At 43.9% G+C, this 26590-nt stretch carries 26 protein-coding genes and 3 tRNA genes; 20 read left to right on the top strand and 9 right to left on the bottom strand.

Going from position 1 to position 26590, the window contains the following annotated elements:
* Positions 1-31 precede the first annotated feature (31 nt).
* Genes H8706_RS05000 through polA form a run of 3 tightly spaced genes read right to left on the bottom strand, consistent with a single transcriptional unit; the run spans position 32 to position 3814 of the window.
* The gene (locus tag H8706_RS05000) at positions 32-580 is read right to left on the bottom strand and encodes a lytic transglycosylase domain-containing protein (protein WP_262431739.1); all 549 of its coding nucleotides are present in this window, start codon (positions 578-580) and stop codon (positions 32-34) included.
* A 3-nt stretch (positions 581-583) separates the two neighbouring features.
* A complete protein-coding gene (coaE, locus tag H8706_RS05005) occupies positions 584-1165 on the bottom strand; it encodes a dephospho-CoA kinase (RefSeq protein WP_262431740.1) in 582 nt (193 codons plus the stop codon).
* 30 nt (positions 1166-1195) lie between these two features.
* Positions 1196-3814, bottom strand: coding sequence for a DNA polymerase I (gene polA / locus H8706_RS05010; protein ID WP_262431741.1), 2619 nt, complete (start codon positions 3812-3814; stop codon positions 1196-1198).
* Positions 3815-3967: 153 nt separating this feature from the next.
* Here polA and spoVG point away from each other — a divergent pair, with 153 nt between their 5' ends.
* The gene (gene spoVG / locus H8706_RS05015; protein ID WP_178347716.1) at positions 3968-4258 is read left to right on the top strand and encodes a septation regulator SpoVG; all 291 of its coding nucleotides are present in this window, start codon (positions 3968-3970) and stop codon (positions 4256-4258) included.
* Between the two features lie 128 nt (positions 4259-4386).
* Here the strand turns inward: spoVG and H8706_RS05020 are convergent, their stop codons facing one another.
* Entirely contained in the window at positions 4387-4560 is a 174-nt protein-coding gene (locus H8706_RS05020) for a FeoB-associated Cys-rich membrane protein (protein WP_262431742.1), read from the bottom strand.
* Between the two features lie 399 nt (positions 4561-4959).
* Here H8706_RS05020 and H8706_RS05025 point away from each other — a divergent pair, with 399 nt between their 5' ends.
* The 13 genes from H8706_RS05025 to H8706_RS05085 all read left to right on the top strand — a co-directional run bounded on the left by H8706_RS05025 (position 4960) and on the right by H8706_RS05085 (position 18499).
* A complete protein-coding gene (locus H8706_RS05025) occupies positions 4960-5178 on the top strand; it encodes a hypothetical protein (RefSeq protein WP_262431743.1) in 219 nt (72 codons plus the stop codon).
* 100 nt (positions 5179-5278) lie between these two features.
* Positions 5279-6004: a class II aldolase/adducin family protein gene (locus tag H8706_RS05030; protein WP_394354523.1), complete on the top strand. Its 726-nt coding sequence runs from the start codon at positions 5279-5281 to the stop codon at positions 6002-6004.
* Between the two features lie 19 nt (positions 6005-6023).
* Positions 6024-6782, top strand: coding sequence for a DeoR/GlpR family DNA-binding transcription regulator (locus H8706_RS05035; RefSeq protein ID WP_262431744.1), 759 nt, complete (start codon positions 6024-6026; stop codon positions 6780-6782).
* Positions 6783-6969: 187 nt separating this feature from the next.
* A complete protein-coding gene (locus H8706_RS05040; RefSeq protein WP_262431745.1) occupies positions 6970-7899 on the top strand; it encodes a LysR family transcriptional regulator in 930 nt (309 codons plus the stop codon).
* Between the two features lie 200 nt (positions 7900-8099).
* Positions 8100-10718, top strand: coding sequence for a bifunctional acetaldehyde-CoA/alcohol dehydrogenase (adhE, locus tag H8706_RS05045; protein WP_262431746.1), 2619 nt, complete (start codon positions 8100-8102; stop codon positions 10716-10718).
* A gap of 14 nt (positions 10719-10732) precedes the next feature.
* Positions 10733-11482 carry a phosphotransferase family protein gene (locus tag H8706_RS05050; RefSeq protein WP_178347710.1) on the top strand — a complete coding sequence of 250 codons (750 nt, stop codon included), beginning with the start codon at positions 10733-10735 and terminating at the stop codon, positions 11480-11482.
* Between the two features lie 122 nt (positions 11483-11604).
* Positions 11605-11847 (top strand): (2Fe-2S) ferredoxin domain-containing protein, encoded by a 243-nt coding sequence (locus tag H8706_RS05055; RefSeq protein WP_178347709.1) that lies wholly within the window; start codon positions 11605-11607, stop codon positions 11845-11847.
* A 29-nt stretch (positions 11848-11876) separates the two neighbouring features.
* Positions 11877-13550 (top strand): [Fe-Fe] hydrogenase large subunit C-terminal domain-containing protein, encoded by a 1674-nt coding sequence (locus tag H8706_RS05060; protein ID WP_262431747.1) that lies wholly within the window; start codon positions 11877-11879, stop codon positions 13548-13550.
* Positions 13543-14712: a serine/threonine-protein phosphatase gene (locus tag H8706_RS05065; RefSeq protein ID WP_262431748.1), complete on the top strand. Its 1170-nt coding sequence runs from the start codon at positions 13543-13545 to the stop codon at positions 14710-14712. The genes H8706_RS05060 and H8706_RS05065 overlap by 8 nt, the downstream gene beginning before the upstream one ends.
* An 18-nt stretch (positions 14713-14730) precedes the next feature.
* Entirely contained in the window at positions 14731-16158 is a 1428-nt protein-coding gene (locus H8706_RS05070; RefSeq protein WP_178347706.1) for a 4Fe-4S dicluster domain-containing protein, read from the top strand.
* Between the two features lie 108 nt (positions 16159-16266).
* Positions 16267-17031: a transporter substrate-binding domain-containing protein gene (locus H8706_RS05075; RefSeq protein ID WP_262431749.1), complete on the top strand. Its 765-nt coding sequence runs from the start codon at positions 16267-16269 to the stop codon at positions 17029-17031.
* A 75-nt stretch (positions 17032-17106) separates the two neighbouring features.
* On the top strand, positions 17107-17802 hold the full coding sequence (locus H8706_RS05080) for an amino acid ABC transporter permease (protein ID WP_178347704.1): 696 nt from the start codon (positions 17107-17109) through the stop codon (positions 17800-17802).
* On the top strand, positions 17771-18499 hold the full coding sequence (locus H8706_RS05085) for an amino acid ABC transporter ATP-binding protein (RefSeq protein WP_178347703.1): 729 nt from the start codon (positions 17771-17773) through the stop codon (positions 18497-18499). Before H8706_RS05080 ends, H8706_RS05085 begins: the two co-directional genes overlap by 32 nt.
* Positions 18500-18593: 94 nt before the next feature.
* Here H8706_RS05085 and thiT read toward each other — a convergent pair whose 3' ends face one another.
* The 3 genes from thiT to H8706_RS05100 form a co-directional block, all read right to left on the bottom strand.
* Positions 18594-19169 carry an energy-coupled thiamine transporter ThiT gene (gene thiT, locus H8706_RS05090; RefSeq protein WP_262431750.1) on the bottom strand — a complete coding sequence of 192 codons (576 nt, stop codon included), beginning with the start codon at positions 19167-19169 and terminating at the stop codon, positions 18594-18596.
* A 194-nt stretch (positions 19170-19363) separates the two neighbouring features.
* Positions 19364-20053, bottom strand: a complete 690-nt coding sequence (locus H8706_RS05095) for an N-acetylmuramoyl-L-alanine amidase (RefSeq protein WP_262431751.1) — start codon at positions 20051-20053, stop codon at positions 19364-19366.
* A complete protein-coding gene (locus H8706_RS05100) occupies positions 20037-20462 on the bottom strand; it encodes a phage holin family protein (RefSeq protein ID WP_262431752.1) in 426 nt (141 codons plus the stop codon). The genes H8706_RS05095 and H8706_RS05100 overlap by 17 nt, the downstream gene beginning before the upstream one ends.
* Before the next feature lie 144 nt (positions 20463-20606).
* Here H8706_RS05100 and H8706_RS05105 point away from each other — a divergent pair.
* From H8706_RS05105 to H8706_RS05115, 3 genes are all read left to right on the top strand, one after another.
* Positions 20607-20683, top strand: a tRNA-Met gene (locus H8706_RS05105).
* A 5-nt stretch (positions 20684-20688) separates the two neighbouring features.
* A tRNA-Glu gene (locus tag H8706_RS05110) sits at positions 20689-20763 on the top strand.
* Between the two features lie 88 nt (positions 20764-20851).
* Positions 20852-20942: transfer RNA gene (locus tag H8706_RS05115), tRNA-Ser, on the top strand.
* Between the two features lie 433 nt (positions 20943-21375).
* Here H8706_RS05115 and H8706_RS05125 read toward each other — a convergent pair.
* Positions 21376-21741 (bottom strand): spore coat protein CotJB, encoded by a 366-nt coding sequence (locus H8706_RS05125; RefSeq protein WP_262431753.1) that lies wholly within the window; start codon positions 21739-21741, stop codon positions 21376-21378.
* Between the two features lie 23 nt (positions 21742-21764).
* Positions 21765-21947, bottom strand: coding sequence for a spore coat associated protein CotJA (locus H8706_RS05130; protein WP_178347688.1), 183 nt, complete (start codon positions 21945-21947; stop codon positions 21765-21767).
* A gap of 421 nt (positions 21948-22368) precedes the next feature.
* Here H8706_RS05130 and rny point away from each other — a divergent pair, with 421 nt between their 5' ends.
* From rny to yfmH, 3 genes are all read left to right on the top strand, one after another.
* The gene (gene rny / locus H8706_RS05135) at positions 22369-23898 is read left to right on the top strand and encodes a ribonuclease Y (RefSeq protein WP_262431818.1); all 1530 of its coding nucleotides are present in this window, start codon (positions 22369-22371) and stop codon (positions 23896-23898) included.
* A 137-nt stretch (positions 23899-24035) separates the two neighbouring features.
* Entirely contained in the window at positions 24036-25301 is a 1266-nt protein-coding gene (gene yfmF, locus H8706_RS05140) for an EF-P 5-aminopentanol modification-associated protein YfmF (protein WP_262431754.1), read from the top strand.
* Positions 25302-25303: 2 nt separating this feature from the next.
* Entirely contained in the window at positions 25304-26584 is a 1281-nt protein-coding gene (yfmH, locus tag H8706_RS05145) for an EF-P 5-aminopentanol modification-associated protein YfmH (RefSeq protein ID WP_262431755.1), read from the top strand.
* Positions 26585-26590 lie beyond the last annotated feature (6 nt).

Below are 26590 nucleotides of genomic sequence, written 5' to 3' on the forward strand. Positions count from 1 at the left end.
TTACATCAAATATGTAAAAAATGTGCATATTTTACCCATATAGCTTTTTGTATATATCCCTGCGTTTAAGCACCTTTTTAACGTATTCGTCGGTTTCTTTGAACGGAATTTTGTCAAGCGTTTTGCCGTCGGAGGAATAGTTTTTGTCCTTGAGCCAGTTTTTCACGTTCCCGAGCCCCGCGTTGTATGCCGCAAGTGCCACATAAGCGTCGCCGTCAAACATATCTATAAGATATTCAAGATACGAGCACCCGACCGTGATATTTACCGACGGATTGTAAAGATTGCTCACGTCGAGATTGAGCGCAAAGTGCTCGTTGCACCACTCTGCCGTGTCCTCTTTCACCTGCATTGCGCCCATCGCGCCCTTGTGACTCTGCGCCTGATGGTCAAATCCGCTCTCCGCGCTGATTACACCCATAACAAGGTATTTGTCAACGTTGAAACGCTGTGAATTTTCGTCAATTTCGTCTATATACCCGATCGGGTATATTGCCTTTAAAATCGGCGTTTTGAAAGCACAGGCGGCTATCACCGCGATAAGCGCAAAAATAATCAGCCTTTTAAAAAATTTATACATAATTTATTTTTTGTTCACCTCATTTTTAATAAACAGACGGATTTTGTCTTTAAATTCGTCAATACCGCCGTCGTTGCGTATGCAGAAGGTGCAGTTTTCCTCAAAAAATCCGTCGCCGTTTTGGCGCGCAAGACGGTTTTTTGCGTAAATTTCCGATACGCTGTCGCGCTTTTCTATACGCGCGGATTTCAAACTGTCTGCCGAAAGTATGCCGAGCGTGATGTCGCATTTTTTGTCAAGCCCCGTTTCAAACAAAAGAGGCGCGTCGAGAATGACGTTTTTCCTGCCGTCCATTTCGGCATAAACTTCCTCCAATATATATTTATGCGTGATTTTGTTCAAAATGTTCAGTTTTTCTTTGTCCGCAAAAACGATTTCGCCGAGTTTTTTTCGGACAATCCTCCCGTCCGCGTCAAGAATGTTTTTGCCGAAAGCCTTTGCAACTTCGCCGACACATTCTTTGCTTGTTTCGTATATTCCGTGCGCGGTTTTGTCAAGGTCGATAACGTAAAACCCGTTTTCGTTAAAAATTTCGGATGCTATGCTTTTGCCTGCGCCCGACGCGCCCGTTATGCCGATAATCACGAAAATTCCCCCTTTTAAAACGCGGTAAAATCAGTGTGCGTCGTACCAGGTTTTTCCCTCGCCGACCTCCGCAACAAGGCGCGCTTTAAGGTCGCACGCGCTTTCCATACACTCTTTTAAAATCTTTTTAACCTTTTCTTTTTCGGGAATGTACGTTTCAATCAAAAGTTCGTCGTGCACCTGCAAAATGAGTTTCGATTTCAGATTTTCCGCTTTCAGCGCGTTGTAAACTTTCACCATCGCAATTTTTATAATGTCTGCGGCAGTGCCCTGAATAGGCGTGTTGAGCGCCATTCTCTCGCCCGACGAACGGAGCATAAAGTTGGACGATTTAAGCTCGGGAATATAGCGCCGTCTGCCGAAAATCGTTTCGACAAATCCTTGCTCCTTGCCCGTTTTAACAATGTTTTCCATATATTTTTTAATGCCCGAATATTTTTCGAAATATCCGTCGATATACGCTTTTGCCTCTTTGCGCGTAACATGCAGATCCTGTGCGAGCGAAAATTCGCCCTTGCCGTAAACAATGCCGAAATTTATCGCCTTTGCCTTTGAACGGAGCATAGGCGTGATTTCATCATCTGTCACGCCGAAAACGTTTTTCGCGGTGGCGGTGTGAATGTCCGCGCCGTTCTTGAATGCTTCAATCATATTTTTGTCATCGGCAATGTGCGCGAGAACCCTTAATTCAATCTGTGAATAATCTGCGTCAACAAGCGTGTATTCGTCGTTTTTCGCAACAAACATTTTGCGGATTTCGCGCCCCAGTTCTTTGCGCTGGGGAATGTTCTGCAAATTCGGCTCGGTTGAGCTTATTCTGCCCGTCACGGTGACGGTTTGGTTAAAGCTTGAATGTACGCGCCCGTCACTGCCGATAACCGCCAAAAGTCCGTCCGCATAGGTGGATTTCAGCTTTGTCAGCATACGGTATTCCAAAATATATTCAACAATGTCGTTGTATCCGCGGAGTTTTTCCAAAACCTCCGCGTTTGTGGAATATCCCGTTTTCGTCTTTTTAACGGCAGGCAAATTCAGCTTTTCAAACAGAATTACGCCGAGCTGTTTGGGCGACGAAATGTTAAATTCCTCGCCTGCGATTGCATAAATCTGCTTTTCCAGAATACCGATATTTTCGGACAAATATTTTGAAAAGTCCGAAAGTTTTTGTCTGTCAACCTTAAATCCCTCAATTTCCATTGACGCAAGAACCTTTACAAGAGGCAGTTCAATGTCGTATAAAAGGTGCGGCTGTTCGTGCTTTTCCGCCTCGGCCTTTTCATATTTCCAAAGAGCCGATACCGCGTCGGTTTCTCCGGCGGCAATGCGCGAAAACGTTTCGGAATTAAGCGCCGAAACGGTGCATTTTTCTTTTTTTAACGTTTCTTTCAAATCGGGAATTTCAATGTCTAAAAATTCACTTGCAACCGCGCTGATTTCGTAGTTCGAGCGCGACGGATTTAGAATGTATCCGCCCACCGACGTGTCGAAATATTTCCCGTTAAATTCTATGTTTCTGCCGTGCAGAAGAACAATATCTTTTTTTATGTCGGACGAAATTTTTGTGATGTTTTCATCTTCAAACACACGTTTTATCTCGCCGTAAAAATCGCCCTCGGTGAACATATCGTTGTAAATTGCAAAAACGGTATCGCCCGAAAGATAGCAAAATGCAAAAATTTCGCCGTCCGCTTCGTAAATTCTGTAAACAAGATTGTTGTCATCACCGCACGAAGTTTCGGCTTTGTTAAGCTTTTCAAATTTAACCTCGGCTCTGGTCTTCGCACCGCCTATGCCGAGTTTTTTCAAAAATGAGTTAAACTCAAGATTTTTAAATATTTTTTCGGTTTTTTCCGCGTCAAAATTGCCGTATAAGTTGTCGTCAAAGTTAAAATCAATCGGCACAAAACGGTCGATTTTCGCGAGCGTATAGCTTAAATACGCGCTGTCTTTGCCGTCGGCAAGCTTTTTGGCAACGCTCTTTGTGTTTTCGTCCGCGTGCGCAAAAACTCCGTCGAGATTTTCGTATTTCCGGATAAGTCCGAGCGCGGTTTTTTCACCTATTCCGGCAACTCCCGGAATATTGTCCGAGCTGTCGCCCATAAGCGCCTTAACGTCAATAAACCGCTCGGGCGTAACTCCGTATTTTTCAAAAACCGCGTCCTCGTCGTATGATGTGGTTTCGTTCGCACCGCCCTTGGTGACGGTGAGAAGAATTTTTGTGTTTTGGCTTGCAAGCTGTAAATCGTCCCTGTCGCCCGTGACGATATAGCATCCGACATTTTCTTCGTCGCAAATTCTGCTGATTGTGCCGATAATGTCGTCCGCCTCGTAGCCCTCTTTTTCGTACATTGCAATGTTAAGCGCCGACAAAACGTCCTTTAAAATCGGCATCTGCATAGCAAGCTCCTTGGGCATAGGCTTTCTCTGCGCCTTGTAGCCGTCATACATTTTATGGCGGAAGGTAGGCGCTTTTAAGTCAAACGCAACACACACATAGTCGGGCGAAAGCTCGTCAATATTTTTAAAAAGTATGTTTAAAAAACCGTAAATTCCGTTGGTGAAAACTCCGCTTTTGTTTGTGAGAAGTTTTATGCCGTAAAATGCACGGTTTATTATGCTGTTTCCGTCGATAAGCAATAATTTTTTCATTTTAAACTCCTTAAATTTATTTGCCTGATTTATCATTATATAATATTTTGATGAAAAAATCAATATATTATTAGTGAACAAAAAATGAATAAAATATAAAAAAAGCTTCATAATATAAATGTAGAACACAAAATATTTACGGAGGTTTTCACAATGGAAATAACGGATATCAGAATAAGACAGATTGCTGAAACGGGAAAAATGAAAGCGGTGGTGTCGGTGACGTTTGACAACTGCTTTGTGGTGCACGACATCAAAATAATCGAGGGGCAGGACAAGCTTTTTATAGCAATGCCCAGCCGAAAAACTCCCGAAAACGAGTATAAAGACATTGCGCACCCGATAAATATGGAAATGCGCGAGCTTTTGCAGCAGAGAATTATTGATAAATACGAGAGTACGCTCGTTCAGGACGAGCTTAACGCTATTGATATAGTGGGATAGAGTCTTAATATATAAAGAATGCAAAAAAGGACGGTGAAAATTACCGTCCTTTTTTGCTTGTGTTTGGTGTTTTTAATTGTGTGCAGGCAAAAGTCATTTTGCCGTTTGTTAAGGTAGGTGATTAAAAATTATTTTGCGCCGTGACACTTGCCGTGAAGAGCACAATGTGCGCACCCTGCGCCGCAAGAGGATTTTCCCTGCCGCTTATTCTTTACAAGATATTTAACAATAAGCGCAACAATCAAAATAAGCACTGCAGCTACAATAATTGTAGAAATGTTTTGTGCAAGCCAAGCAAACATAAGCAGTCCTCCTCGTTATTTATGTAGTTAGTTGTATCTAACTTACAAAAGAAGTGTAACACATATTTTTTTGTTTGTCAATAGTTTTTTTAATATTTTTACGCAAACACAAGGACAAGGCAATGCCGCTTGACATTGCCCCGCAAATATTATAATATTATTATGTATAACTGTAGCTAAATAATGTAATAAACGCGCAAGCATTAGATTGTTGGGAGTCTAATGCTTATATCCTTGTCTGCTCTCTTTAAATCGTGACATTCAAATTGAGCAATAATGTGAGCTTTTGTTTTACGGTTTATATTATACACTGGATTATTGGTATTGTCAATGTGCAAAATATACAATAATCCAGTGCAAAAATGGTCAAATATATACAAAATTCATAGGGGTGATGTTATGGAAAACAACGAAAACAAGAACAGTCCGGCGAGAATAAAAGCGAACAACCGATACAATCAAAAGCACTACAAGCATATTACGCTGAATGTTAAAAATGAGGATTATCAAGAATTTATGAAACATATCGGCGAAATGGGGTGCAGTATAAACGCATTTTTCATAAAGAGTGCAAAATATTGTCTTGAAAATAAAATTGACGTGACAAAAATCAAATAAAATCTGTTATTTTGTTTGAAAATGTTTGAAAATGCTTGACTTTTTCCGAAAATCTGTTAAAATTAAGCTATAAAATTATTGTTAAGTGAGGTTTTTAATTATGACAGAGGCAGAAATCAAGCAACAGATTTGCGACATAGGCAAAAGAATTTACGACCGCGGAATGGTTGCGTCAAACGACGGAAACATCTCGGTTAAAATTTCGGAAAACGAATTTTTGTGCACTCCCACGGGCGTGAGCAAAGGTTTTATGACACCCGAATACATATGCAAAATTGATTCCGACGGCAAGGTTTTGGAGGCGAACGAGGGTTTCAGACCGTCGTCCGAAATCAAAATGCACCTTCGCGTATACAAAGAGCGCCCCGACGTTAAAAGCGTTGTTCACGCGCACCCGATGTATGCCACAAGCTTTGCAATCGCAGGTATTCCCCTTGTAGACCCCATTATGCCCGAGGCGGTTATTTCGCTCGGCGCTGTTCCCATTGCGGAATACGGCACACCGTCCACCGAGGAAATCCCCGACGCGGTTTCAAAATATTTGCAGGATTTTGACGCTGTTCTTTTGGAAAACCACGGCGCGCTTTCCTACGGCGATTCGCTTCTTAACGCGTATCACAAAATGGAGTCGCTCGAATTTTACGCACAGCTTTTGTTCCTTTCAAAACAGCTCGGCGGACCCAACAAATTTGACAACGAAAACATCAAACGTCTTTATCAGATAAGACGCAACTTTAAAATGACCGGCAAACACCCTGCAAACCTTTGCAACGGTCAGGACTGCAAGGACTGCAACGTTATGTCCTGCTGTGTCAAGATGAGATAAAAGGAGTTTTTTATAAAATATGCTCGCGATTGAACGTCACAACAGAATACTTGAAATGTTAAAGGAAAACGGCTCGGCGGCAGTCAGTGTTTTGAGCGAGGTTTTGGGTGTTACCGAAGAAACGGTGCGCCGTGACCTTGAAAAAATGGAGAAAAACGGCGAGCTTATCCGCACGCACGGCGGTGCGGTGAGCGTTGACCAAACCACCGCGGAGCTTTCGTACAACCGCAGATTTAAGGCGTATACCGCCGAAAAGGTGCGCATTGCAAAAGAGGCATCACGGCACATAAACCCGTTTGACACGGTGTTTATCGACGCGTCAACCACCGCATATTATCTTGCAAACGAAATTAAAAACATCAAAAATTTAACCGTAATTACAAATTCGTTGAAGGTGATTTCGCTTTTGTCCGACAGCGGTGTGAGAGTGGTGAGCGTCGGCGGTGTTTTGAGCGAAAACGGTTCATTTGTGGGAAATATTGCGGAAAAATGTATTGAAAAAAGTCTTTTTGCGAACAAAATGTTCTTTTCCGCAAAAGGTTTTGCCGACAATTTTCTTATTCTGGAGAGCGACGGCGCCGAGGCGGCAGTCAAGCAGAAAATGTTTGAAAATGCGAAAACCAAGTATTTTTTGTGCGACAAAAGCAAGTTCGGCAAGGTGGGGCATATCAAGCTCACAAGCGCGGACAATGTGGATTATATCATCACTGACAGGCATTTTTCGGAGGACGAGCGCGCGTATCTTGACGAACACGGCACAAAAACCGCGGAGGTATAATTTGCCGTATTTTGAAAAATATTTTCACTTTTATATTAAATACCGTTTTATCATAATTGATAAAGCGGTATTTTTTTGTCAATTTTTTGGTTAAAACGGCATAATTTTTGATTGACCTGCCGAAAACTATGTGATATACTTAAATTGTATAATTGTATGCAAAATTTTAAATTTTCGGAGGTGCACGGTGAATATTCTTCATTTAAGATACGCCGTTGAGGTGGCAAGCACGGGTTCCATAAACAAAGCGGCGGAAAATCTTTTTATGAATCAGCCGAATTTGAGCCGTGCGATAAAGGAGCTTGAGGAAAATCTCGGCATTGCTATTTTTGAGCGCACAACGCGCGGAATGATTGTAACGCGCGAGGGCGAGCAGTTTTTGGAATACGCGCGCAAAATTCTTGCGCAGATAGACGAGGTTGAAAACATCTACAAACGCGAACGCGGCGAAAAACAGCGTTTTTCCGCGTCTGTTCCGCGCGCAAGCTACATTGCCGAGGCGTTTCTGGCGCTGAATAAGTATATCGACAAAAAAGAGCCGTCCGAAATTTTTTATCAAGAAACAAACTCTATGACAACCGTCAGCAACATTGTAAACGGCATATGCAGGCTGGGAATTATCCGCTATGCGTCCAACTACGACTCGTATTTCAAACGGCTTTTGGAGGAGAAAAATCTTTCGTATGAGCTTATAACAGAGTTCGGTTATGTTGCCGCTATGAGCGAGAAACACGAGCTTGCAAAAGAAAAAACAGTGTCGTGCGAGAGCCTTTCTGCGTTTACCGAAATTGTGCACACCGATTCTTCAACTCCGCCGCAGCCTTTTCCGTCGCATAAAAGAGAGGTAACAGAGGATAATATAAACAAGCGTATTTTTGTGTTTGACCGTGCGAGCCAGTTTGACATTCTTTCGGAAAACACCGACAGTTTTATGTGGGTTTCGCCGCTTCCCAAAAGCCTTTGCGAGCGTTACAGGCTTGTGCAGAAAAGGTCGGAGGAAAGCAAGAAAATCTACAAGGATATGCTTATTTACAGAGGCGACTACAAGCTTTCAAAGCTGGACAGCATCTTCATCTCCGAAGTTTGCAGAGTTAAAAGGGAATGTTTTAATTTTTGATATGTATTTTATAGTATATCGTTTTTGATATATTGCTATATTTTATTTACTATTCCTAATGTGAAAAAACTATGTTAAAATTTTAACAAAGGTAAGAGATGTTAAAATTTTGCCTTTGGAAAAGCGATGCAGTCGGCACGGCGGGGAAGTTTTCATCAAAAGATGTGCCGTGCGTATTAAGAATGGGAGGCCTTAATATTATGAAAACGAAAAATTATGCACTGACAGACAGTGTGGAAAGTCTTGAAACGGCTATTGCCCGCGTTAGAAAAGCACAGAACGAATTTTCCGTATTTTCACAGGATAAGGTTGACAGGATATTTCTTGCGGCGGCTTCGGCGGCAAACAAAATGCGTATTCCGCTCGCCAAAATGGCGGTTGAAGAAACGGGAATGGGTGTTGTTGAGGACAAGGTTATCAAAAATCATTATGCAAGTGAATACATCTATAACGCATACCGCAATACAAAAACCTGCGGTGTAATTTATGAGGACAAAGCATACGGAATTAAAAAAATTGCCGAACCGCTCGGAGTTATTGCGGCGGTTATACCGACCACAAATCCCACATCTACGGCAATTTTTAAAACACTTATTGCATTAAAAACCCGAAACGGAATTATCATAAGCCCCCATCCGAGGGCAAAAAACAGCACCATCGCCGCGGCGAAAACGGTGCTTGAGGCGGCGGTTGAGGCAGGCGCGCCCGAAGGCATAATCGGCTGGATTGACTCGCCGAGCCTTGAAATGACAAACCTTGTTATGAAAGAGGCTGATATTATCCTTGCAACAGGCGGGCCCGGAATGGTAAAAGCGGCATATTCGAGCGGAAAACCGGCGCTCGGAGTAGGTGCGGGAAACACACCTGCGATTATCGACAGCAGTGCCGATATTTTAAAAGCGGTAAACTCGATTATCCATTCAAAAACCTTCGACAACGGTATGATTTGCGCGTCGGAGCAGTCGGTGATTGCTATGAGCGATATATACGACGAGGTTAAAGCAGAATTTGCCGCACGCGGATGTTATTTTTTAAACCGCGAGGACACAAACAAGGTAAGAAAAACCATTATCATAAACGGTGCGCTAAATGCGAAAATCGTAGGTCAGACGGCGCACACAATAGCAAAGCTTGCGCATATTGAAGTTCCCGAGGATACGAAAATTTTAATCGGCGAGGTTGAGTCGGTTGATATTTCGGAGGAATTTGCGCACGAAAAACTCTCGCCCGTCCTTGCAATGTATAAGGCGAAAAACATTGAGGACGCATTTGAAAAAGCGGAACGGTTAATCGCGGACGGCGGTTACGGTCACACCTCGTCGATTTATCTTAACGAAGTCACCGAAAGGGAAAAACTGGATAAATTTGCCGAGCGTATGAAAACATGCCGAATACTGGTTAACACTCCGTCATCTCACGGCGGTATCGGCGATTTGTATAACTTTAAGCTTGCGCCGTCGCTCACCCTCGGCTGCGGTTCGTGGGGAGGCAACTCGGTCAGCGAAAATGTCGGCGTAAAGCACCTTCTGAATATAAAAACCGTTGCCGAGAGGAGAGAGAATATGCTTTGGTTCAGAACACCCGAAAAGGTTTATATCAAAAAAGGCTGTCTGCCCGTCGCGCTCGGCGAGCTTAAGACGGTGATGAACAAGAAGAAGGCATTTATCGTTACCGACGGTTTTCTCTACAAAAACGGCTATGCAAAGCCGATTATTGATAAACTCAACGAAATGGGCATTGCAAACACAGTATTTTTCGACGTTGCACCCGACCCGACGCTTGAATGTGCAAAACGCGGAGCGGAGCTTATGAAATCGTTTGAGCCCGACTGCATTATTGCTCTCGGAGGCGGTTCCGCAATGGACGCGGCAAAAATTATGTGGGTGCTCTACGAACACCCCGAGGCGGACTTTATGGATATGGCAATGCGTTTTTCCGATATACGCAAAAGGGTTTACACGTTCCCGAAAATGGGAGAAAAAGCGTACTTTATTGCCGTGCCGACTTCTGCCGGAACAGGCTCGGAGGTTACGCCGTTTGCGGTTATCACCGACGAAAAAACCGGCGTGAAATATCCGCTTGCCGACTATGAGCTTTTGCCGAATATGGCGATTGTGGACACCGATTTTCATATGTCCGCACCCAAAGGACTTACCGCGGCGTCGGGAATTGACGCGGTGACGCACGCGCTTGAAGCATATGCGTCAATGCTTGCGACGGACTACACCGACGCATTGGCGTTGAAATCGCTCAAAACAATATTTGAATATCTTCCGCGCGCATACGAAAACGGCGAAACCGATGTTCTTGCGCGTGAAAAAATGGCGAATGCCGCAACAATGGCGGGTATGGCTTTTGCAAACGCATTTCTCGGCGTGTGCCACTCAACGGCGCATAAGCTGGGCGCGTTCCATCACCTTCCGCACGGAGTTGCAAACGCTCTTATGATAGAACACGTTCTCCGCTTTAACGCGAGCGAAACACCGAAGAAAATGGGAACGTTTCCGCAGTACGACCACCCTCATACGCTTGAAAGGTACGCGGAAATTGCCGATTATTTGAAACTCGGCGGAAAAACTGACGAAGAAAAGCTTGAAAAGCTTGTCGGTGCGGTGAATGCTCTTAAAGAGAAAGTGGGAATTAAAAAGTCAATAAAAGATTACGGCATAGACGAAAAAGATTTTCTCGCGCGTCTTGACGAGATGACCGAGCAGGCGTTTGATGACCAGTGCACCGGCGCAAACCCGAGATATCCGCTTATGAGCGAGATAAAGGAAATGTATCTTGCCGCTTATTACGGCAAAGATGCAAACTTATAAAGGGGGGAGAAAATATGAAGCCTGAAAAAATGATTGCAGTACGAAACAACAAGACGGTTTACCGCGACGGTGACAAATGCATAAAGGTGTTCAACTCCGACTACTCAAAGGCAGACGTTTTAAACGAAGCTCTCAATCAGGCGCGTATCGAGCAGACGGGACTGCGCGTTCCGAAAATCCTGGAGGTTACGGTTATCGACGGCAAATGGTCGATTGTATCGGAATATATCAAGGGCAAAACGCTTGCACAGCTTATGGAGGAAAAGCCCGGCAAAAAGAAGGATTATATAAATATGCTTGCGGATTTGCAGGTGGCAATGCACGCATTGAGATGTCCTCTTTTAACCAAGCTTAAAGATAAGCTGGATATGAAAATTTCGCAGAGCGAGTTTGACGCAACAACGCGTTACGATTTGCATATGCGTCTTGATTCGATGCCGAACCACAAAAAAGTTTGCCACGGCGATTTCAACCCGAGCAACATCATTATAAACGAGCGCGACAGAGCGTATATAATCGACTGGGCGCACGCGTCGCAGGGAAACGGTGCGGCGGACGCGGCGAGAACCTATCTTCTGTTCTGGTTAAACGGAGATATAGAAGGCGCAAAGCAGTATCTTCACGCTTACTGCACAAGAAGCAACACCGCAAGGCAGTATGTTCAGAAATGGCTTCCGATTGTTGCGGCGGCGCAGTCGGTAAAGGGCAACGAGGCGGAAAGAGAGTTTTTGCGCGAGTGGGTTGACGTTGTGGATTATCAGTAAAAAATTATCAGCAAAAAATATGTAAAAAAAGCAGAGCGTGCAATGGCGGATTTTCCGCATTGCGCGCATTTGCACGAATATAAAGAATAAAAAAATTATAAATTTTTCGGAGGTATGAAAAAATGAAAGTTACGGTTTGTATCGGCAGTTCCTGCCACATTAAAGGGTCAAGACAGGTTGTTGAACAGCTTCAGTATCTTATTTCGGAAAACAATCTTACCGATAAGGTAGAGCTTGGCGGAACGTTTTGTATGGGCAGATGCCAGGAGGGCGTCTGTGTAACGGTAGACGAGGCTTTCCATTCGGTAACGCCCGAAGCCACAAAAGATTTCTTTGAAAAAGAAATAAAAGCTGAACTTGCATAAAAAAGGCGAAAAAGGAGAGATAAAGTGAAATGCCGAACTGTTTGACACTAAAAAAATCAAACTGCAAAAATTGTTACAAATGTATAAGACACTGCCCCGTAAAATCAATACGTTTTTCGGGCGAGCAGGCGCATATTGTGGGCAACGAGTGCATTTTGTGCGGTCAGTGCTTTGTTGTCTGTCCCCAAAATGCAAAGGAGATTGTGGATGAAACCGAAAAAACAAAGGTTTTCCTCCAGAGCGGTGCGCCGGTTATTGTTTCAATCGCGCCGTCCTTTGCGGCAAACTACGACGGAATAGGTATAAATTCTATGCGCAAAGCGCTTAAAAAGCTCGGATTTTTCGATGTTGAAGAAACCGCGGCAGGCGCGACAATGGTTAAAAATGAGTACGACCGTATTTTGAACGAAGAGGACAGAGATATTCTCATTTCGTCCTGCTGTCATTCGGTTAACCTTCTTATTCAGAAGTATTTTCCGAAGCTTCTTGTTTATCTTGCGGACGTTGTGTCGCCTATGCAGGCGCACTGCCTCGACATCAAAAGACGCTATCCCAACGCAAAAACCGTGTTTATCGGACCGTGTGTTGCGAAAAAAGACGAGGCGGAGCATTACGAGGGCATTGTTGACAGTGTGCTGACGTTTGAAGAACTTACAAACTGGCTCAAAAGCGAAAACATCGAACTTGAGCCTGAAATGGACGAAAACGAGCACAGCCGCGCAAGGTTTTTTCCGACCAACGGCGGTATTCTTAAAACTATGGCAAAAAGCGCCCAAAAGTACACATATATGTCGATAGACGGCACGGACAACTGTATTGCCGCGTTAAAAGACATTGAAAGCGGAGAAATACATAATTGCTTTATCGAGATGTCGGCGTGCGTCGGCAGCTGTGTGGGCGGTCCGGTTATGGAAAAATACCACCGTATGCCGATAAGGGATTATGCGGCGGTTGCAAAATATGCCGGCGAAAAGGATTTTGAAGTTACCCAGCCCGACAAAATGGAGCTTAAAAAGCATTTTGAATTTATCGAGCATAAGCTTCAGACTCCGAGCGATTATGAAATCAACGAAATTCTGCGCCAGATGGGCAAAATGAAACCGAGCGACGAGCTTAACTGCGGTTCGTGCGGATACAACACCTGCCGTGAAAAGGCGATTGCCATTTATCAGGGCAAGGCGGAAATTTCTATGTGTCTGCCTTATCTTAAAGACAAAGCGGAAAGCTTTTCGGACAACATTGTTAACAATACGCCCAACGGCATTATTGTGGTTAACGAAAAGCTGGAGGTTCAGCAGATAAACAATTCGGCGAGAAATATCATAAACCTGCGCAGTGCGTCGGATATTCTCGGTGACCAGGTTGTGCGTATTCTCGACCCGAAACCGTTTACCGACGCTATGCGCGGCGAGGAGGCAAAAAACAAGCTTGTTTATCTTGCCGAGTATAACAGATATGTTGAAGAAACGGTTATCTACGACAACGCAAACAGACTTATAATCTGCATTATGCGCGATGTCACCGACGAGGAAAAAGAGCGCGAGAAGAAAGAAAGAATAAGCCGTAATACGGTGGAAACCGCCGACAAGGTTGTCGATAAACAGATGCGTATTGTTCAGGAAATCGCGTCGCTTCTCGGCGAAACTGCCGCCGAAACAAAGATTGCACTGTCAAAGCTTAAGGAGTCGATTATAGATGAATAACCTATGCGCCGACATCGGCTACAAAAGTATAAATCACAGCGGAGAACAGCTTTGCGGCGACCACGTTGACATTATAAATCACGACGACGATGCGGTTGTGGTGCTTGCGGACGGTCTCGGCAGCGGTGTTAAGGCAAGCATTTTGTCCACTCTTACGTCGAAAATCATTTCAACTATGATGGCGGACGGATTGTCGTTGGAGGACTGCGTTGAAACCATTGCCGCAACACTTCCCATCTGTTCGGTGCGAAAGGTTGCGTATTCAACGTTTACGATTATTCATTTAATCAACAACGAAACTGCGGAAATTATGCAGTATGACAATCCGCTGGTTATAATGCTCCGTGACGGCAAAAATTACGATTATCCAAAAACGGAACTTAATATCGGAGGCAAAAAAATATATAAATCGCTTATAAGCCTTGAGGAGGGCGATATTTTTGTTGCAATGAGCGACGGCTGTCCTCACGCCGGTATCGGCACGGCATATAATTTCGGCTGGGAGAGAGATGACATTATAAGCTTTGTCGAAACCGTTTCGATCGCAGGCTATACGGCTAAAACGCTTTCCACAATCATTGCGGACGAGTGCGATAAGCTCTACGGCTTTGAGCCGGGCGACGACGCGACCGCGTGCGTTGTGCACATACGAAAGCGCGAGCCTATGAATATACTTTTCGGTCCGCCGTCCAACCGCGACGACTGCGGCCGTATGATGTCGCTTTTCTTCTCAAAAGAGGGAAAACACATCATCTGCGGAGGAACAACCTCGTCAATCGCAGCGAAATACCTAGGCAAACCCCTTCGGGCAAGCCTCAATTTCGAGCAGTCCGACGTTCCGCCTATTGCATATATCGACGGCGTGGATTTGGTCACCGAGGGAGTTATAACGGTAAACAAGGTTTTGACGTATGCAAAGGATTATCTTGAAGATAACGAAAGCTACACGCAGTGGAGTATGAAACGCGACGGCGCGTCGCTTATATGCAGACTTCTTTTTGAAGAGGCAACCGACATAAACTTTTTTGTCGGACGCGCGATAAATCCGGCGCATCAAAACCCGGAACTTCCGATAAATTTCAATATTAAGATGAATCTTGTAAAAGAACTTTCGGATTGCCTTAGAAGAATGGGCAAACGAATTAAGATAAGCTATTTTTAAAAGGGTGTGTGAAAAAAGATGAGAAAATTTGATACAAAGGTGCAACATTTAAAATATAAAGTGCTTCGTGAGGTTGCGCGTCAGGCGTGGAGTGATACCCTGCTTAAAAATGTGCTTGAAATACCCAAAATCATTGTGCCGGGAAACACCCCCACAATGCGTTGCTGTGTTTATAAAGAACGCGCAATTTTGGAGGAGAGAGTAAAGCTTGCAATGGGAGGAAAAGATGATGACGAAAACATCATTCAGGTTATAGACATTGCCTGTGACGAGTGTCCCGTGGGCGGATACGAAGTTACAAACGCATGTAGAGGTTGTCTTGCGCACCGATGCGAGGACGTCTGCAAAAGAGGCGCTTTGTCGTTTGACGAAAACCACGTTGCGCATATAGACAAGTCGAAATGCGTGGAGTGCGGTGCGTGCGCAAAGGTTTGCCCGTATACCGCAATAGTAAGCCGAAAACGTCCGTGTCAGAACGCGTGCAAAATTAAGGCTATTTCTATGGATGAAAACAAAGCGGCGAAAATAGACGACGAGAAATGTATTTCGTGCGGTGCGTGCGTATACCAGTGCCCGTTCGGCGCGATTACCGACAAATCGTATATATTAAACGTTGTGGATTTGCTCAAAAAAAGCCTTGCCGACAAAGAGTACAAGCTTTATGCGGTGGTTGCTCCGTCAATTTCAAGCCAGTTTACATATGCAAAACTCGGTCAGGTTATAACCGGTCTTAAAGAGCTCGGTTTCCACACCGTTATCGAGGCGGCGCTGGGTGCTGATATGGTCGCGCAGGCAGAGTCGAAAGAGCTTGCGGAAAAAGAATTTTTAACAAGCTCGTGCTGTCCGGCGTTCGTTGCGTATATCGAGAAAAATTTCCCCGATTTGGTGCAGTTCGTGTCGCATAATCCGTCGCCTATGACCGCAATTTCAAAATATATAAAAGATACCGACAAAAACGCAAAAATCGTGTTTATCGGACCCTGCACGGCGAAAAAAGCCGAGGCGCATAAAGAAAACGTTAAAAAATACATTGACGCGGTGCTCACGTTTGAAGAATTGCAGGCGCTTTTCGACAGCCGTGACATTGACATCACCTCGCTTGAGGAGGGCGTGCTCGACAATGCGTCTTATTACGGCAGAATTTTTGCACGCAGCGGAGGTCTTGCCGATGCTGTTGCCGAGGGACTCAAGGAACAGGGGCTCGACAAAGATTTCACCCTCAAAGCTGTGTCGTGTGACGGCATCGAGCAGTGCAGAATTGCGCTTCTTAAAAAGAGCAAAAATCTTCTTGACGCAAACTTTATCGAGGGTATGGCGTGCTCGGGCGGCTGCATAGGCGGTGCCGGCTGTCTTACTCACGGCGAGAAAAACAAGCTCGATGTCGATAAATACGGCAAAGAGGCGCTGGAAAAAACCATTGCCGACGCAGTATCCGTTTTAAAATAATTTTGGTCTTTTTATACAAAAAACATTCATTTTTAAAAATTTTAGTTGATTACTGTGCTAAAATGTGGTAGAATAATGATAACTATTTGAATAAAGGGGTAGATTATAATGTTTAAAAGAGTGTTAGGTCTTGCTCTCGCAGTCGTTATGTGCGTATCTTTCGCGGCTTGCGGTGAGAAAAAATCGTCGGAAAAGGTTTATAAAATCGCAACCGACACAGCATTCCCTCCGTTTGAAATTCCCGATGTAAACGGTTCGGATAAGCTTACAGGTATTGATATTGACATTCTTGCGGCTATCGCAGAGGATCAGGGCTTCAAATACGAGCTTGACGTTCTCGGTTTCGACGCGGCGGTTGTTGCGCTTGAGTCAAACCAGGCAGACGGCGTTATCGCGGGTATGAGTATTACCGATAAAAGAAAACAGACTTACGATTTCTCGGCGCCTTACTATGAGTCGGGTGTTGTAATGGCTATTGCGGCAAACAATGACACAATCAAAGAATATAAAGACCTCGCCGGCAAAAAAGTTGCCGCAAAAAGAGGTACGGAGGGTGCTTCGTTCGCTGAAAAACTCAAAGAGCAGTACGGCTTTGACATTACGCTTTTCGACGATTCGCCCACAATGTATATGGACGTAACATCGGGCAACTCGGTTGCTTGCTTTGAGGACTATCCTGTAATGGGCTACGGCATTTCGCAGGGCAACGGTCTTAAAATGGTAACCGAAATGGAGCAGGGCGCACCTTACGGTTTTGCCGTTATGAAAGGCAAAAACTCCGAACTTCTTAAAATGTTCGACAAAGGTCTTGAAAATATCAAGGCAAACGGCAAATATCAGGAAATTTTGGACAAATATATAAGCAAAAACTAATTTAATAAGGCAACGGCTAAAGGGCTGCAGCTTTGCAGCCCTGTTTGACGTTTAAGACTGGTGTGATTTTAAACAATGAATTTTTTTGAGGCATTCAAAGCGGCAAGCCCCGCACTTTTATTAGGACTTAAAACAACTGTTCAGATTGCGGTTATATCCATTATCCTTGCGATAATTGTAGGTATAATCAGCTGTCTTATGAGCATTTCAAAGTTTAAGCCGTTTGCGTGGATTGCAAAATTTTATATTTGGCTCATCAGAGGCACACCGCTTCTGGTGCAGGGTTTTTTTATATTTTATGCGTTCCCGCAGCTTATGCAAACGTTTATTCCATCGTTCCGCGTAAATTTATACACCGCGTGTTTAACCGCATTCACGGCTAACGCAGGTGCGTACATATCCGAAATTTTCCGCGGCGGAATTTTGGCCGTTCCGAAAGGACAAATGGAGGCGGCGCGGAGTCTTGGACTTTCAAAGGGCAAGGCTATGATTAAAGTTATTTTGCCGCAGGCATTTAAAATTTCAATCCCGTCGCTGGTTAACCAGTGTATCATAACGCTCAAGGATACGTCAATCCTTTGTGCGCTGGGACTTAAAGATATGGTGTATCACGCAAAAAACATCGTATCGCTCGGCGGAAACAGTCCGCTTGCAATCTGGAGCATTGTTGCAATCTTCTACCTTGCGGTGGTAACTGTTCTTTCGCTCTTGTCATCTTTCCTGGAAAGGAGATTGAACTATGCCAAAGGTACAAATAAAAAATCTGCATAAATATTTTGAAAAAAACGAAGTTTTAAAGGGTATTGACCTTGAAGTTAACGAAGGCGAAGTTGTCTGCGTTATCGGACCGTCCGGCTCGGGTAAATCGACAATGTTAAGGTGCATAAATCTTCTCGAAGTGCCGACAGACGGCGAAATCACCGTTGACGGGTTTAAGATAACCGACAAAAAAGCCGATTTGAATAAAATAAGACGCAACATCGGTATGGTGTTTCAGCAGTTCAACCTGTTTCCGCACCTCACCGTTGAGCAGAATATCACGATGGCGCCCGTTGACGCCAAAATTATGACAAAGGACGAGGCGAAGAAAAAGGCGCGCGAGCTTCTCAACAGAGTAGGTCTTGCCGAGAAAATCGACGCTTATCCGCAAAGTCTTTCGGGCGGTCAGCAGCAGAGGGTGGCAATCGCGCGTGCGCTTGCAATGAAGCCCGATATTATGCTGTTTGACGAGCCGACAAGTGCGCTTGACCCCGAAATGGTCGGCGAGGTTTTGTCGGTTATGAAAGAGCTTGCCGCAGAGGGTATGACTATGATTGTCGTAACTCACGAAATGGGCTTTGCGCGCGAGGTTTCGGACAGGGTAATTTTTATCGACGAGGGTATTATTATGGAGCAGGGAACACCGGAAGAAGTGTTTGAAAATCCGCAGAATCCGCGTACGATAGATTTTCTTAACAAGGTTTTATAATTTTAATTTTTATGCTTATAACAAAAACGTGACAGCGAAAATGCTGTCACGTTTTTGTGTGCAATATTTTATACGGAGGAAATCCGCTTTTATCTTACGCGAATTTTTTCGATACGTACGGAATTGCCCATACGCTCAAAATGGCAACGATAACCGTGTTGATAATAAGCTCGGGGAGCATATATCCGCCGTTATACAAAATCGAATAAATCCAAACCGGCTGACCCTCGGGCGCATACGAACCCCAGAGAATTATTCCCGACGCAAAGTGACATAAAAATCTCAAAAACGTTACAATCGCCGCCGATACAGGCATTGCCCATCTCTTTGAACCCATAAGGCGATAGAAAAATCCTGCGAGTCCGAAAACGCCGAAAGCGAGAACGTAGTCGAGAATAATCATCAGCGCGTATGAGCCGAACGCCTCGGTGGGAAGTGTGGTTACAACCTGTTTGAAAATCATATTGAGCACGGTGTAAACCAAAGATGTGAGAATTCCCCACTTTGTGCTGTACATAAACGCGATTATCATAATCGGCACCATCGAGCCGATTGTCACGTCACCGCCGTTTGCCGCCTTAAACACCGCGAAAAACGAAAGCACCAGCGAAAGCGCTATCATTATAGCACTGTTTGTAAGTTTTCTTGTTTTACTGCTTACATTGTTCATAAAGATTCCCCTTTTTACAAAATTTTAAGGAGCCGGAAGAACAAAAATCGGCATACCCAAAAAGAGTATGCCGAAAAATAAATCATTGCAATTAACACTATTTCCCTACGTTGGCATTATCCAAATCAGGTTACGGGTCAAAACGCAATCGTTTACTCTCAGCCTTTGCAAGCTCCCCTTTTTCCGACATTATATCATCTTTTCTGCGCTTTGTCAATATATGCCGCCGTTTTTCTCAAAAGCCACTTGAAATCCGCGTCGTCCCAGGTGCCGTTGTACCATTTTTCCGCGTCGGATATAATTCCGCATTTTTGCAAAATCGCAACCGCCTCGGTTGCGGTGGGATAGTCCGTCTTTTTGCAAATTGCGGCATAAAGCGCATTTGCGATGGTTTCTGTGTTTTCGCAAATCCATTTTTCCTCTGCGGCGTTGTCGATAAATCCTGCCTCAAAAAGCACCGCGGGCGCATTTGTGTTTTTAAGAACATAAAACGGCGCCGACTTCACGCCTCGGCTCACTCTGCCGATTTTCTGCATCTCGGCGACGCATTTTTGCGCAAATTCGAGCGACGCACCGCTCTTTTCATAAACATAAGCCTCGCACCCAGTGCCGCCGCCGGAATTTATGTGAATTGACAAAAACAAATCGGGATTTATCGCGTTGCAGATTTCCGCGCGCTTTGCAAGACTGGAATTTACTGTTCCCGAGCCTAAAATTTCGGTTTTCGTCCGACGTGTAAGGTGCGCGGCGTGGCCGTTTTTCTTTAAAATATCATAAAGCGATTTTGCAATTTCAAACGTCAAATCCTGTTCCTTTGAAATTTTTCCGACGCAACCTGTGTCAAAATTTTTGCAGTTGTGACCTGCGTCAATCAGTATTTTCATCATTTTCCTCCTTTTGAAGTATGTCAATCGCCTTTTTAAGCGCCGACGGCATATAAAGTCCCATCAGCGCAAGATTTTCGGTGATTGACAAAAATTCGTTCGCTATGTACGCGATAATAACCGAGTTTTTCACAAAATTTGTGTTTGCCGTGATGTCTATGCGGTAGGCGAGCATAACAACGAATAAAATTCCCATTTTTTTGAAAATCCCTTTAAATCCGACACTGCTGTTGAGCGCGCCCGACTTGGTTTTGGAACTGTTTTTGAAAACGCCCGCGGAAATTATGCCCGTGAGATAGTCAACCGCCATAAAAACTATCAGCGTGCACAGACCGTTTGACCAACCGCCCAAAAGCGACAAGATAAATCCGCCGGCGATTCCGACAGATGTTATAATAAAATTTTTCATTTTATCCCTCCTTCCTTTTTTGATATTAACACATATTTTCAGGATTTTTCGGAAAAATAGAGATAAAAGAAAAAAATTAAAAATTTTTAAAAAATTATGTTGACAAATTTACACTCTTGTGGTAAAATTGTTTATGTTGTCTACGGCGGCATAGCTCAGTTGGCTAGAGCATACGGTTCATACCCGTAGTGTCACTGGTTCAAATCCAGTTGCCGCTACCATTCACGGCCCGTTGGTCAAGCGGTTAAGACACCGCCCTTTCACGGCGATAACAGGGGTTCGATTCCCCTACGGGTCACCAAAAAAATAAAAGAGGAAGAAAAATTAAAACATAAGTTTTTGCTTTTCTTTCTTCTTTTTATTTATAGATATTTTAATATGACTTATATGGAGATGTATCGAAGTGGTCATAACGAGCACGATTGGAAATCGTGTTGTCCTTAACGGGGCACATGGGTTCAAATCCCATCATCTCCGCCACGTCGGAGCAAAGTTCGCTTTGCTCCGTTTTTCTTTGCAGAAAAACATCCGCCTGCTTCCTTGCTCCTCCTCTTCCGCAAAAGGTCACGTTCGCGTCGGCTATGCGTTTGCAAGCGCACGCATAACGCCTTTAGCTCACTACCAATCTTTTGCGGTATGCGCCTTACAGCGTTATTGCTTTCCTTGCTCCTCCTCTTCTGTGAAAAGTCACGTTCAGCTTGCTTTTTTCTTGTTTTGCGCCGTAAACTTATTCTCATAAAAAATGAGCAGATGTGATATTTGCCTTTATATCGGGCATTTCACGGTCTGCTCTGTTTTTATATCCAAACGCGGTTGGGCCCGCCGTACTGTGCAATAATAAACTTTGCAAGCTCGGGATTTTTATTCTTTATTTTTACGGGGTACATAAGCCGTCTGTCATAATTCCACATTTTTACATTTCTCCTTCCTTCTGCCAGGGCCATTTAAGATTGTCGGACACCCACTCAAACGGTGTTTTATCCGACGAATTCATCGCGGAAAGCGGGCCGTATTTCGCCTCATATGCTTTAACCGCGGCGCGGTAGGTGAACGTCAGGCTTTTATAAAGCTCCAGCGCCTCCTCGCAGTCGCGGTGCGTATCCAAAAACAACTGCAAATCATATGCCGCAAAGCCGATTTCGTCAATTCTTCTCAAAAGCTCGGTTCTTCCCAAGCTGTCCCAGTCATTGCCGTTTTGCATTTCCTGATTACCGGCGCATTTGTTATCCGGCGCGGTTTTGCAGCCGCAGTTTAAAACTTCATCTGCCGAAATTTTCATTTTTTTACTCCTTCCTTAACATATTATTTGAACGGGTTCATAATAGGGTTATTCTTGTAAGACGAAAACGGAATATCAAGCACTTTGAAAACCGTTCCGCGGTTTAATGCCTCGCGCTCGCCGTACAAATCGCCGAACGGCTGAAACGCTATATAGGCATACGAAAACATAGGGTCTTTGGGCATAAGCGGTATGGGCTGCATCATAATTTTTCACCTCTTTCAAATGTATTTTCACTTCCAAAATATGCTCAAAACGCGAAAAATGTCAAAAAATAAAAAATAATAGTACAATTTTACTAAAAATCATATTGACAGATTAGTGAAAATAGTATAAAATAGTAGTGTATTTTGATTTATTAAATTTTTTTGATTTTTGCCTATATTTGCGCGGACGCTTGTTTTTCACCGCGCGAAAGGCGTTTTTACGTCTGTAATTTACAAAAATGATTTTGTGTTCGCTTAAAAATTATGAACACGCAAAAAGTGCCTTTTGGGTGCATTGAAAATAAAAAATTTAAATATTAAAATTAACTTTTTTAAAAGGAAATCACCCCGAGAGGCGCAAAAAACCTTGATAAAACAAGGAATTTCAAAAAAAGGGGGTTGATAATCTTTGATTTATGCAATATTCTGCGTTATCGCAGCAGCACTGTGTATTGCCGCTTTTTTCGGCGGTGTTGCATATAGAAAGAAAATTGCCGAGGCAAAATTGGGCGATGCGGAAAAACAGGCTGAAGAAATAATCGCTGCAGCCAAAAAAGAAGCGGAAACCAAAAAGAAAGAAACGCTTCTTTCCGCAAAGGAAGAAATTCATAAAAACCGCACCGAGTTTGACAAGGAAATGAAAGATCGAAGATTTGAGATTAGCCGTCAGGAAAGACGGATTGAACAAAAAGAGGCAAATCTGGACAAAAAAATGGACGCACTGGACAAAAAAGACGAAAAATTAAATCAAAAAATCAAAGAACTTGACGTTTTGACCGAGGAAACCAAAAAGACCAAACAGCAGCAGCTTGAAATGCTGGAGAAAATTTCGGGTCTTTCGGTGGACGAGGCAAAAGATTACCTCCTCAAAAATGTTGAGGACGAAGTAAGGCACGAGTCGGCGATAATGATTAAAAATATCGTAGACGAGGCTAAAGAAGAGGCAGACAAAAAGGCGAAAAACATCATCAGTACGGCAATTCAGAAATGTGCCGCAGACCACGTTGCCGAGGCGACCGTTACGGTTGTTTCGCTTCCCAACGACGAAATGAAGGGAAGAATTATCGGCCGCGAGGGCAGAAACATCAGAACGCTTGAAACGCTTACGGGCATCGACCTTATCATTGACGATACTCCCGAGGCGGTTGTTCTTTCGGGCTTTGATCCGATAAGGCGCGAAATTGCACGCGTTGCGCTTGAAAAACTTATTGTAGACGGCAGAATTCACCCGGCGCGCATTGAAGAAATGGTTGAAAAGGCGCGCAAAGAGGTTGAAGCGATTATCAAGCAGGAAGGCGAACAGGCTACGTTCGATACGGGCGTTCACGGTTTGCACCCCGAAATCATAAGGCTTCTCGGTAAGCTTAAATACCGCACAAGCTACGGTCAGAATGTGCTTAAACATTCAATCGAAGTATCAAACCTTGCAGGCATTATGGCAGGCGAGCTGGGCACGGACGTTAAACTGGCTAAAAGAGCAGGGCTCCTGCACGATATAGGCAAGGCTATGGATCACGAAATCGAGGGTTCTCACATTGAAATCGGTGTTGACATTGCCAAAAAGCACAAAGAGTGCGCAGAGGTTATCAACGCGATTGCATCGCACCACGGCGATACCGAGCCGACAAGCATTGTTGCCTGCATTGTTCAGGCTTGCGACGCTATTTCGGCGGCGCGTCCCGGTGCGAGAAGAGAAAACCTTGAAACTTACATCAAACGTCTTGAGGCGCTCGAAGAAATCGCAAATTCGTTCGACGGCGTTGAAAAGTCGTTTGCAATTCAGGCAGGACGCGAAATCAGAATTATCGTTAAGCCCGAGAATGTTAAAGAGGACGAAACGATTTTGGTTGCACGCGATATTGTTAAACGTATCGAGTCCGAGCTTGAATATCCCGGTCAGATTAAGGTTAACGTTATCAGAGAAACCAGAGCGGTGGAATACGCTAAATAATAAAATTTCAAAACCGTTCCGCATTTGTTCGCGGAGCGGTTTTTGCCGTGTTTTTGAAAAAATTAAAAAATATGTGGCATTTTTTTGAAAATTGTGGTAAAATAAAAATAATAATGTTTGAATATAAGGAGAAAATTATGCAGGAGGTTAAAAAATTTAACGTTGCAAACGGCGTGAGCCTTAATTTCATAGATGATAAAAAATATAAAACCGTTTCGGTATCGGTTTATTTGAGCCGTCGTTTAGACCGTGCCGAGGTTACGAAAAACTCGCTTTTGTCGAGCGTTTTGGCGCAGGGAACAAAAAACCTTCCCACAGCAAAGGATATTGACCGATACTTAAAAAGCCTTTACGGCGCGGCATATTCGGTGTCGGTGCAGAAAAAAGGCGATGTTCAAGCCATTGCGTTTGAATTTTCAACGCTTAACGAAAAATATTCCGAAAAGGGAATTATAAAAAAATGTTTCGATATGATGTTTGAATTTATGTTCAATCCGCTCACCGAAAACGGCGCGTTTTCCAAAAAATACGTCGATATTGAAAAGGCAAATCTCGAAACCGACATAAACGCGCTGATAAACGATAAACGCGCGTATGCGGACTTCCGCTGCATTGAGGAAATGTGCAAAGGCGAGAGCACTGCAATCCGCGAAATCGGCTATATTGAGGATTTGGCGGACATAGACGAAAAAAATCTTTACGCACACTACAAAAACATAATTTCGTCAAGTCCCATCGACATTTTTGTTGTAGGCGACGTTGACGCGGACGAAATTTATGCTTACTTAAATGACGCTTTCAGCGTTTTGAAACCTGACATCAAGCCGATAAAAATTAACGTCGGCAAAAAAGATGCGGACGAAATCCGCTATGTTGACGAGAGTATGGATGTTACCCAGGGCAAGCTTTCAATAGGTCTGCGAACGAACGTTTCTCCGCTCGATAACGACTACTGGGCGCTTTTGGTCGGAAACAGCATTTTCGGTTCGGGCGCACATTCAAAGCTTTTCAACAACGTGCGCGAAAAATTGAGTCTTGCGTATTATGCGTATTCGCGCATTAGCCGATACAATTCGGTTATGCTTATCGGCTCGGGCATTGAATTTGAAAATTTCAAAAAGGCGAAAAAAGAAATTTTCTTCCAGCTTGAGGCGGTTAAAAAGGGTGATTTCAGCGAAAACGACCTCTTTGTTGCAAAGCAGTTTATCATAAACCGCTATAAATCCTACTACGATTCGCCCGCGCTTATGAAAGATTACTATTACGGAAACATTCTTTTGGGTTATGATGTTTCGATTGAAGAAGCGATTGAAAAAGCCTCGGCGGTTACGGCGGAGGAGATTATTTATGCGTTCTGCAAAATAAACACCGACACGGTATATTTCTTGAAAGGGAGGGAATAAAAATGAAATTTAACAAAGTTGAAAACAAGGCAATCGGCGAAACGCTTTATTTCGGCACGCACGAGAGCGGACTCGGAATTTTTGTGGTTCCGAAGAAGAATTTCAGCAAAAAATACGCTATAATCGGCGCGAAAATCGGCTCGGTTGACAACACTTTTATTCCCAACGGCGAAAACGAACAAATCACCGTTCCCGACGGAATTGCGCATTTTCTCGAGCATAAGATGTTTGAAATGAGCGACGGCAGCGACGCTTTTGCGAAATTTTCGGAATACGGCGCGAACGCAAACGCATTTACGTCGTTTACAAACACCTGCTATCTTTTTTCGTGCACCGACAATTTTTACGAGAGTTTCGAGCATCTTTTAAACTACGTTAAATCGCCGTATTTTACCGACGCAAACGTGGAAAAGGAAAAGGGAATTATCGGTCAGGAAATTAAAATGTATGACGACGACGGCGAGTGGAGGGTTATGTTCAATCTTCTGCGCGCGCTGTATAAAGATTTGCCCGTGAGAATCGACATCGCAGGCACGGCGGAGAGCATTTCGCACATCACGCCCGATACGCTTTACAAGTGCTACAACACGTTTTACGACCCGTCAAATATGATTTTGTGCGTTGCCGGCGACGTTGACGAAAATAAAGTTCTTGAAATCACCGACAAAATTATGGGTGACAAAATTACGGGAACAAAGGCAAGAGGCATTTATCCCGACGAGCAGGAAAACGTTTTTCAAAAGGAAATCGAGCAAAAACTTTCGGTTTCGTCTCCGATTTTCGACATCGGCTTTAAGGACAGCGGAAAATACACGGGTGATGAAATTTTGAAAAACGAAATCGCGGTGAAAATCATTCTTTCGTCGGTTGCGTCAAAAAGCAGTGATTTGTATGAGCGTCTTTACAACGACGGACTTATAAACGACGAATTTTCGTATGATTATATGTATGAGGAGCAGTACGCGTGCGCAATAATCGGCGGTGAGAGCAAAGAGCCGAAGAAGGTGTGCGGCGAGGTTATAAAGTATCTTAAAGACAAAAAACGCATTGATGCGGACGAATTTGACAGGGCGAAAAAGTCAATCTGGGGTTCGTATCTGCGTACGTTCAACGACGTTGAGGGCATTTGCTCGGCAATGGTGCGAAACGTGTTAAAAGGCGTTAACTGGTTTGATTTTTCAAATATTTTCGACTCGGTGACGCTCGCGTTTGTAAACGAAAAATACGAAAAACTTTTCTGCGACGAAGAAAAACAGGCGCTTTCGGTTGTTTACCCTGCATAGCCGAAA

Origin of the sequence: Qingrenia yutianensis (assembly GCF_014385105.1) — a bacterium.
Lineage (GTDB): Bacteria > Bacillota > Clostridia > UMGS1810 > UMGS1810 > Qingrenia > Qingrenia yutianensis.

What these genes read in the sequence shown, in the direction of transcription:
- H8706_RS05000 (WP_262431739.1), bottom strand. Translation starts at nt 580, where the DNA reads ATGTATAAATTTTTTAAAAGGCTGATTATTTTTGCGCTTATCGCGGTG.
- polA (WP_262431741.1), bottom strand. Translation starts at nt 3,814, where the DNA reads ATGAAAAAATTATTGCTTATCGACGGAAACAGCATAATAAACCGTGCA.
- spoVG (WP_178347716.1), top strand. Translation starts at nt 3,968, where the DNA reads ATGGAAATAACGGATATCAGAATAAGACAGATTGCTGAAACGGGAAAA.
- H8706_RS05020 (WP_262431742.1), bottom strand. Translation starts at nt 4,560, where the DNA reads ATGTTTGCTTGGCTTGCACAAAACATTTCTACAATTATTGTAGCTGCA.
- H8706_RS05025 (WP_262431743.1), top strand. Translation starts at nt 4,960, where the DNA reads ATGGAAAACAACGAAAACAAGAACAGTCCGGCGAGAATAAAAGCGAAC.
- H8706_RS05030 (WP_394354523.1), top strand. Translation starts at nt 5,279, where the DNA reads ATGACAGAGGCAGAAATCAAGCAACAGATTTGCGACATAGGCAAAAGA.
- H8706_RS05035 (WP_262431744.1), top strand. Translation starts at nt 6,024, where the DNA reads ATGCTCGCGATTGAACGTCACAACAGAATACTTGAAATGTTAAAGGAA.
- adhE (WP_262431746.1), top strand. Translation starts at nt 8,100, where the DNA reads ATGAAAACGAAAAATTATGCACTGACAGACAGTGTGGAAAGTCTTGAA.
- H8706_RS05050 (WP_178347710.1), top strand. Translation starts at nt 10,733, where the DNA reads ATGAAGCCTGAAAAAATGATTGCAGTACGAAACAACAAGACGGTTTAC.
- H8706_RS05055 (WP_178347709.1), top strand. Translation starts at nt 11,605, where the DNA reads ATGAAAGTTACGGTTTGTATCGGCAGTTCCTGCCACATTAAAGGGTCA.
- H8706_RS05060 (WP_262431747.1), top strand. Translation starts at nt 11,877, where the DNA reads ATGCCGAACTGTTTGACACTAAAAAAATCAAACTGCAAAAATTGTTAC.
- H8706_RS05065 (WP_262431748.1), top strand. Translation starts at nt 13,543, where the DNA reads ATGAATAACCTATGCGCCGACATCGGCTACAAAAGTATAAATCACAGC.
- H8706_RS05070 (WP_178347706.1), top strand. Translation starts at nt 14,731, where the DNA reads ATGAGAAAATTTGATACAAAGGTGCAACATTTAAAATATAAAGTGCTT.
- H8706_RS05075 (WP_262431749.1), top strand. Translation starts at nt 16,267, where the DNA reads ATGTTTAAAAGAGTGTTAGGTCTTGCTCTCGCAGTCGTTATGTGCGTA.
- H8706_RS05080 (WP_178347704.1), top strand. Translation starts at nt 17,107, where the DNA reads ATGAATTTTTTTGAGGCATTCAAAGCGGCAAGCCCCGCACTTTTATTA.
- H8706_RS05085 (WP_178347703.1), top strand. Translation starts at nt 17,771, where the DNA reads ATGCCAAAGGTACAAATAAAAAATCTGCATAAATATTTTGAAAAAAAC.
- thiT (WP_262431750.1), bottom strand. Translation starts at nt 19,169, where the DNA reads ATGAACAATGTAAGCAGTAAAACAAGAAAACTTACAAACAGTGCTATA.
- H8706_RS05095 (WP_262431751.1), bottom strand. Translation starts at nt 20,053, where the DNA reads ATGAAAATACTGATTGACGCAGGTCACAACTGCAAAAATTTTGACACA.
- H8706_RS05100 (WP_262431752.1), bottom strand. Translation starts at nt 20,462, where the DNA reads ATGAAAAATTTTATTATAACATCTGTCGGAATCGCCGGCGGATTTATC.
- H8706_RS05125 (WP_262431753.1), bottom strand. Translation starts at nt 21,741, where the DNA reads ATGAAAATTTCGGCAGATGAAGTTTTAAACTGCGGCTGCAAAACCGCG.
- H8706_RS05130 (WP_178347688.1), bottom strand. Translation starts at nt 21,947, where the DNA reads ATGATGCAGCCCATACCGCTTATGCCCAAAGACCCTATGTTTTCGTAT.
- yfmF (WP_262431754.1), top strand. Translation starts at nt 24,036, where the DNA reads ATGCAGGAGGTTAAAAAATTTAACGTTGCAAACGGCGTGAGCCTTAAT.
- yfmH (WP_262431755.1), top strand. Translation starts at nt 25,304, where the DNA reads ATGAAATTTAACAAAGTTGAAAACAAGGCAATCGGCGAAACGCTTTAT.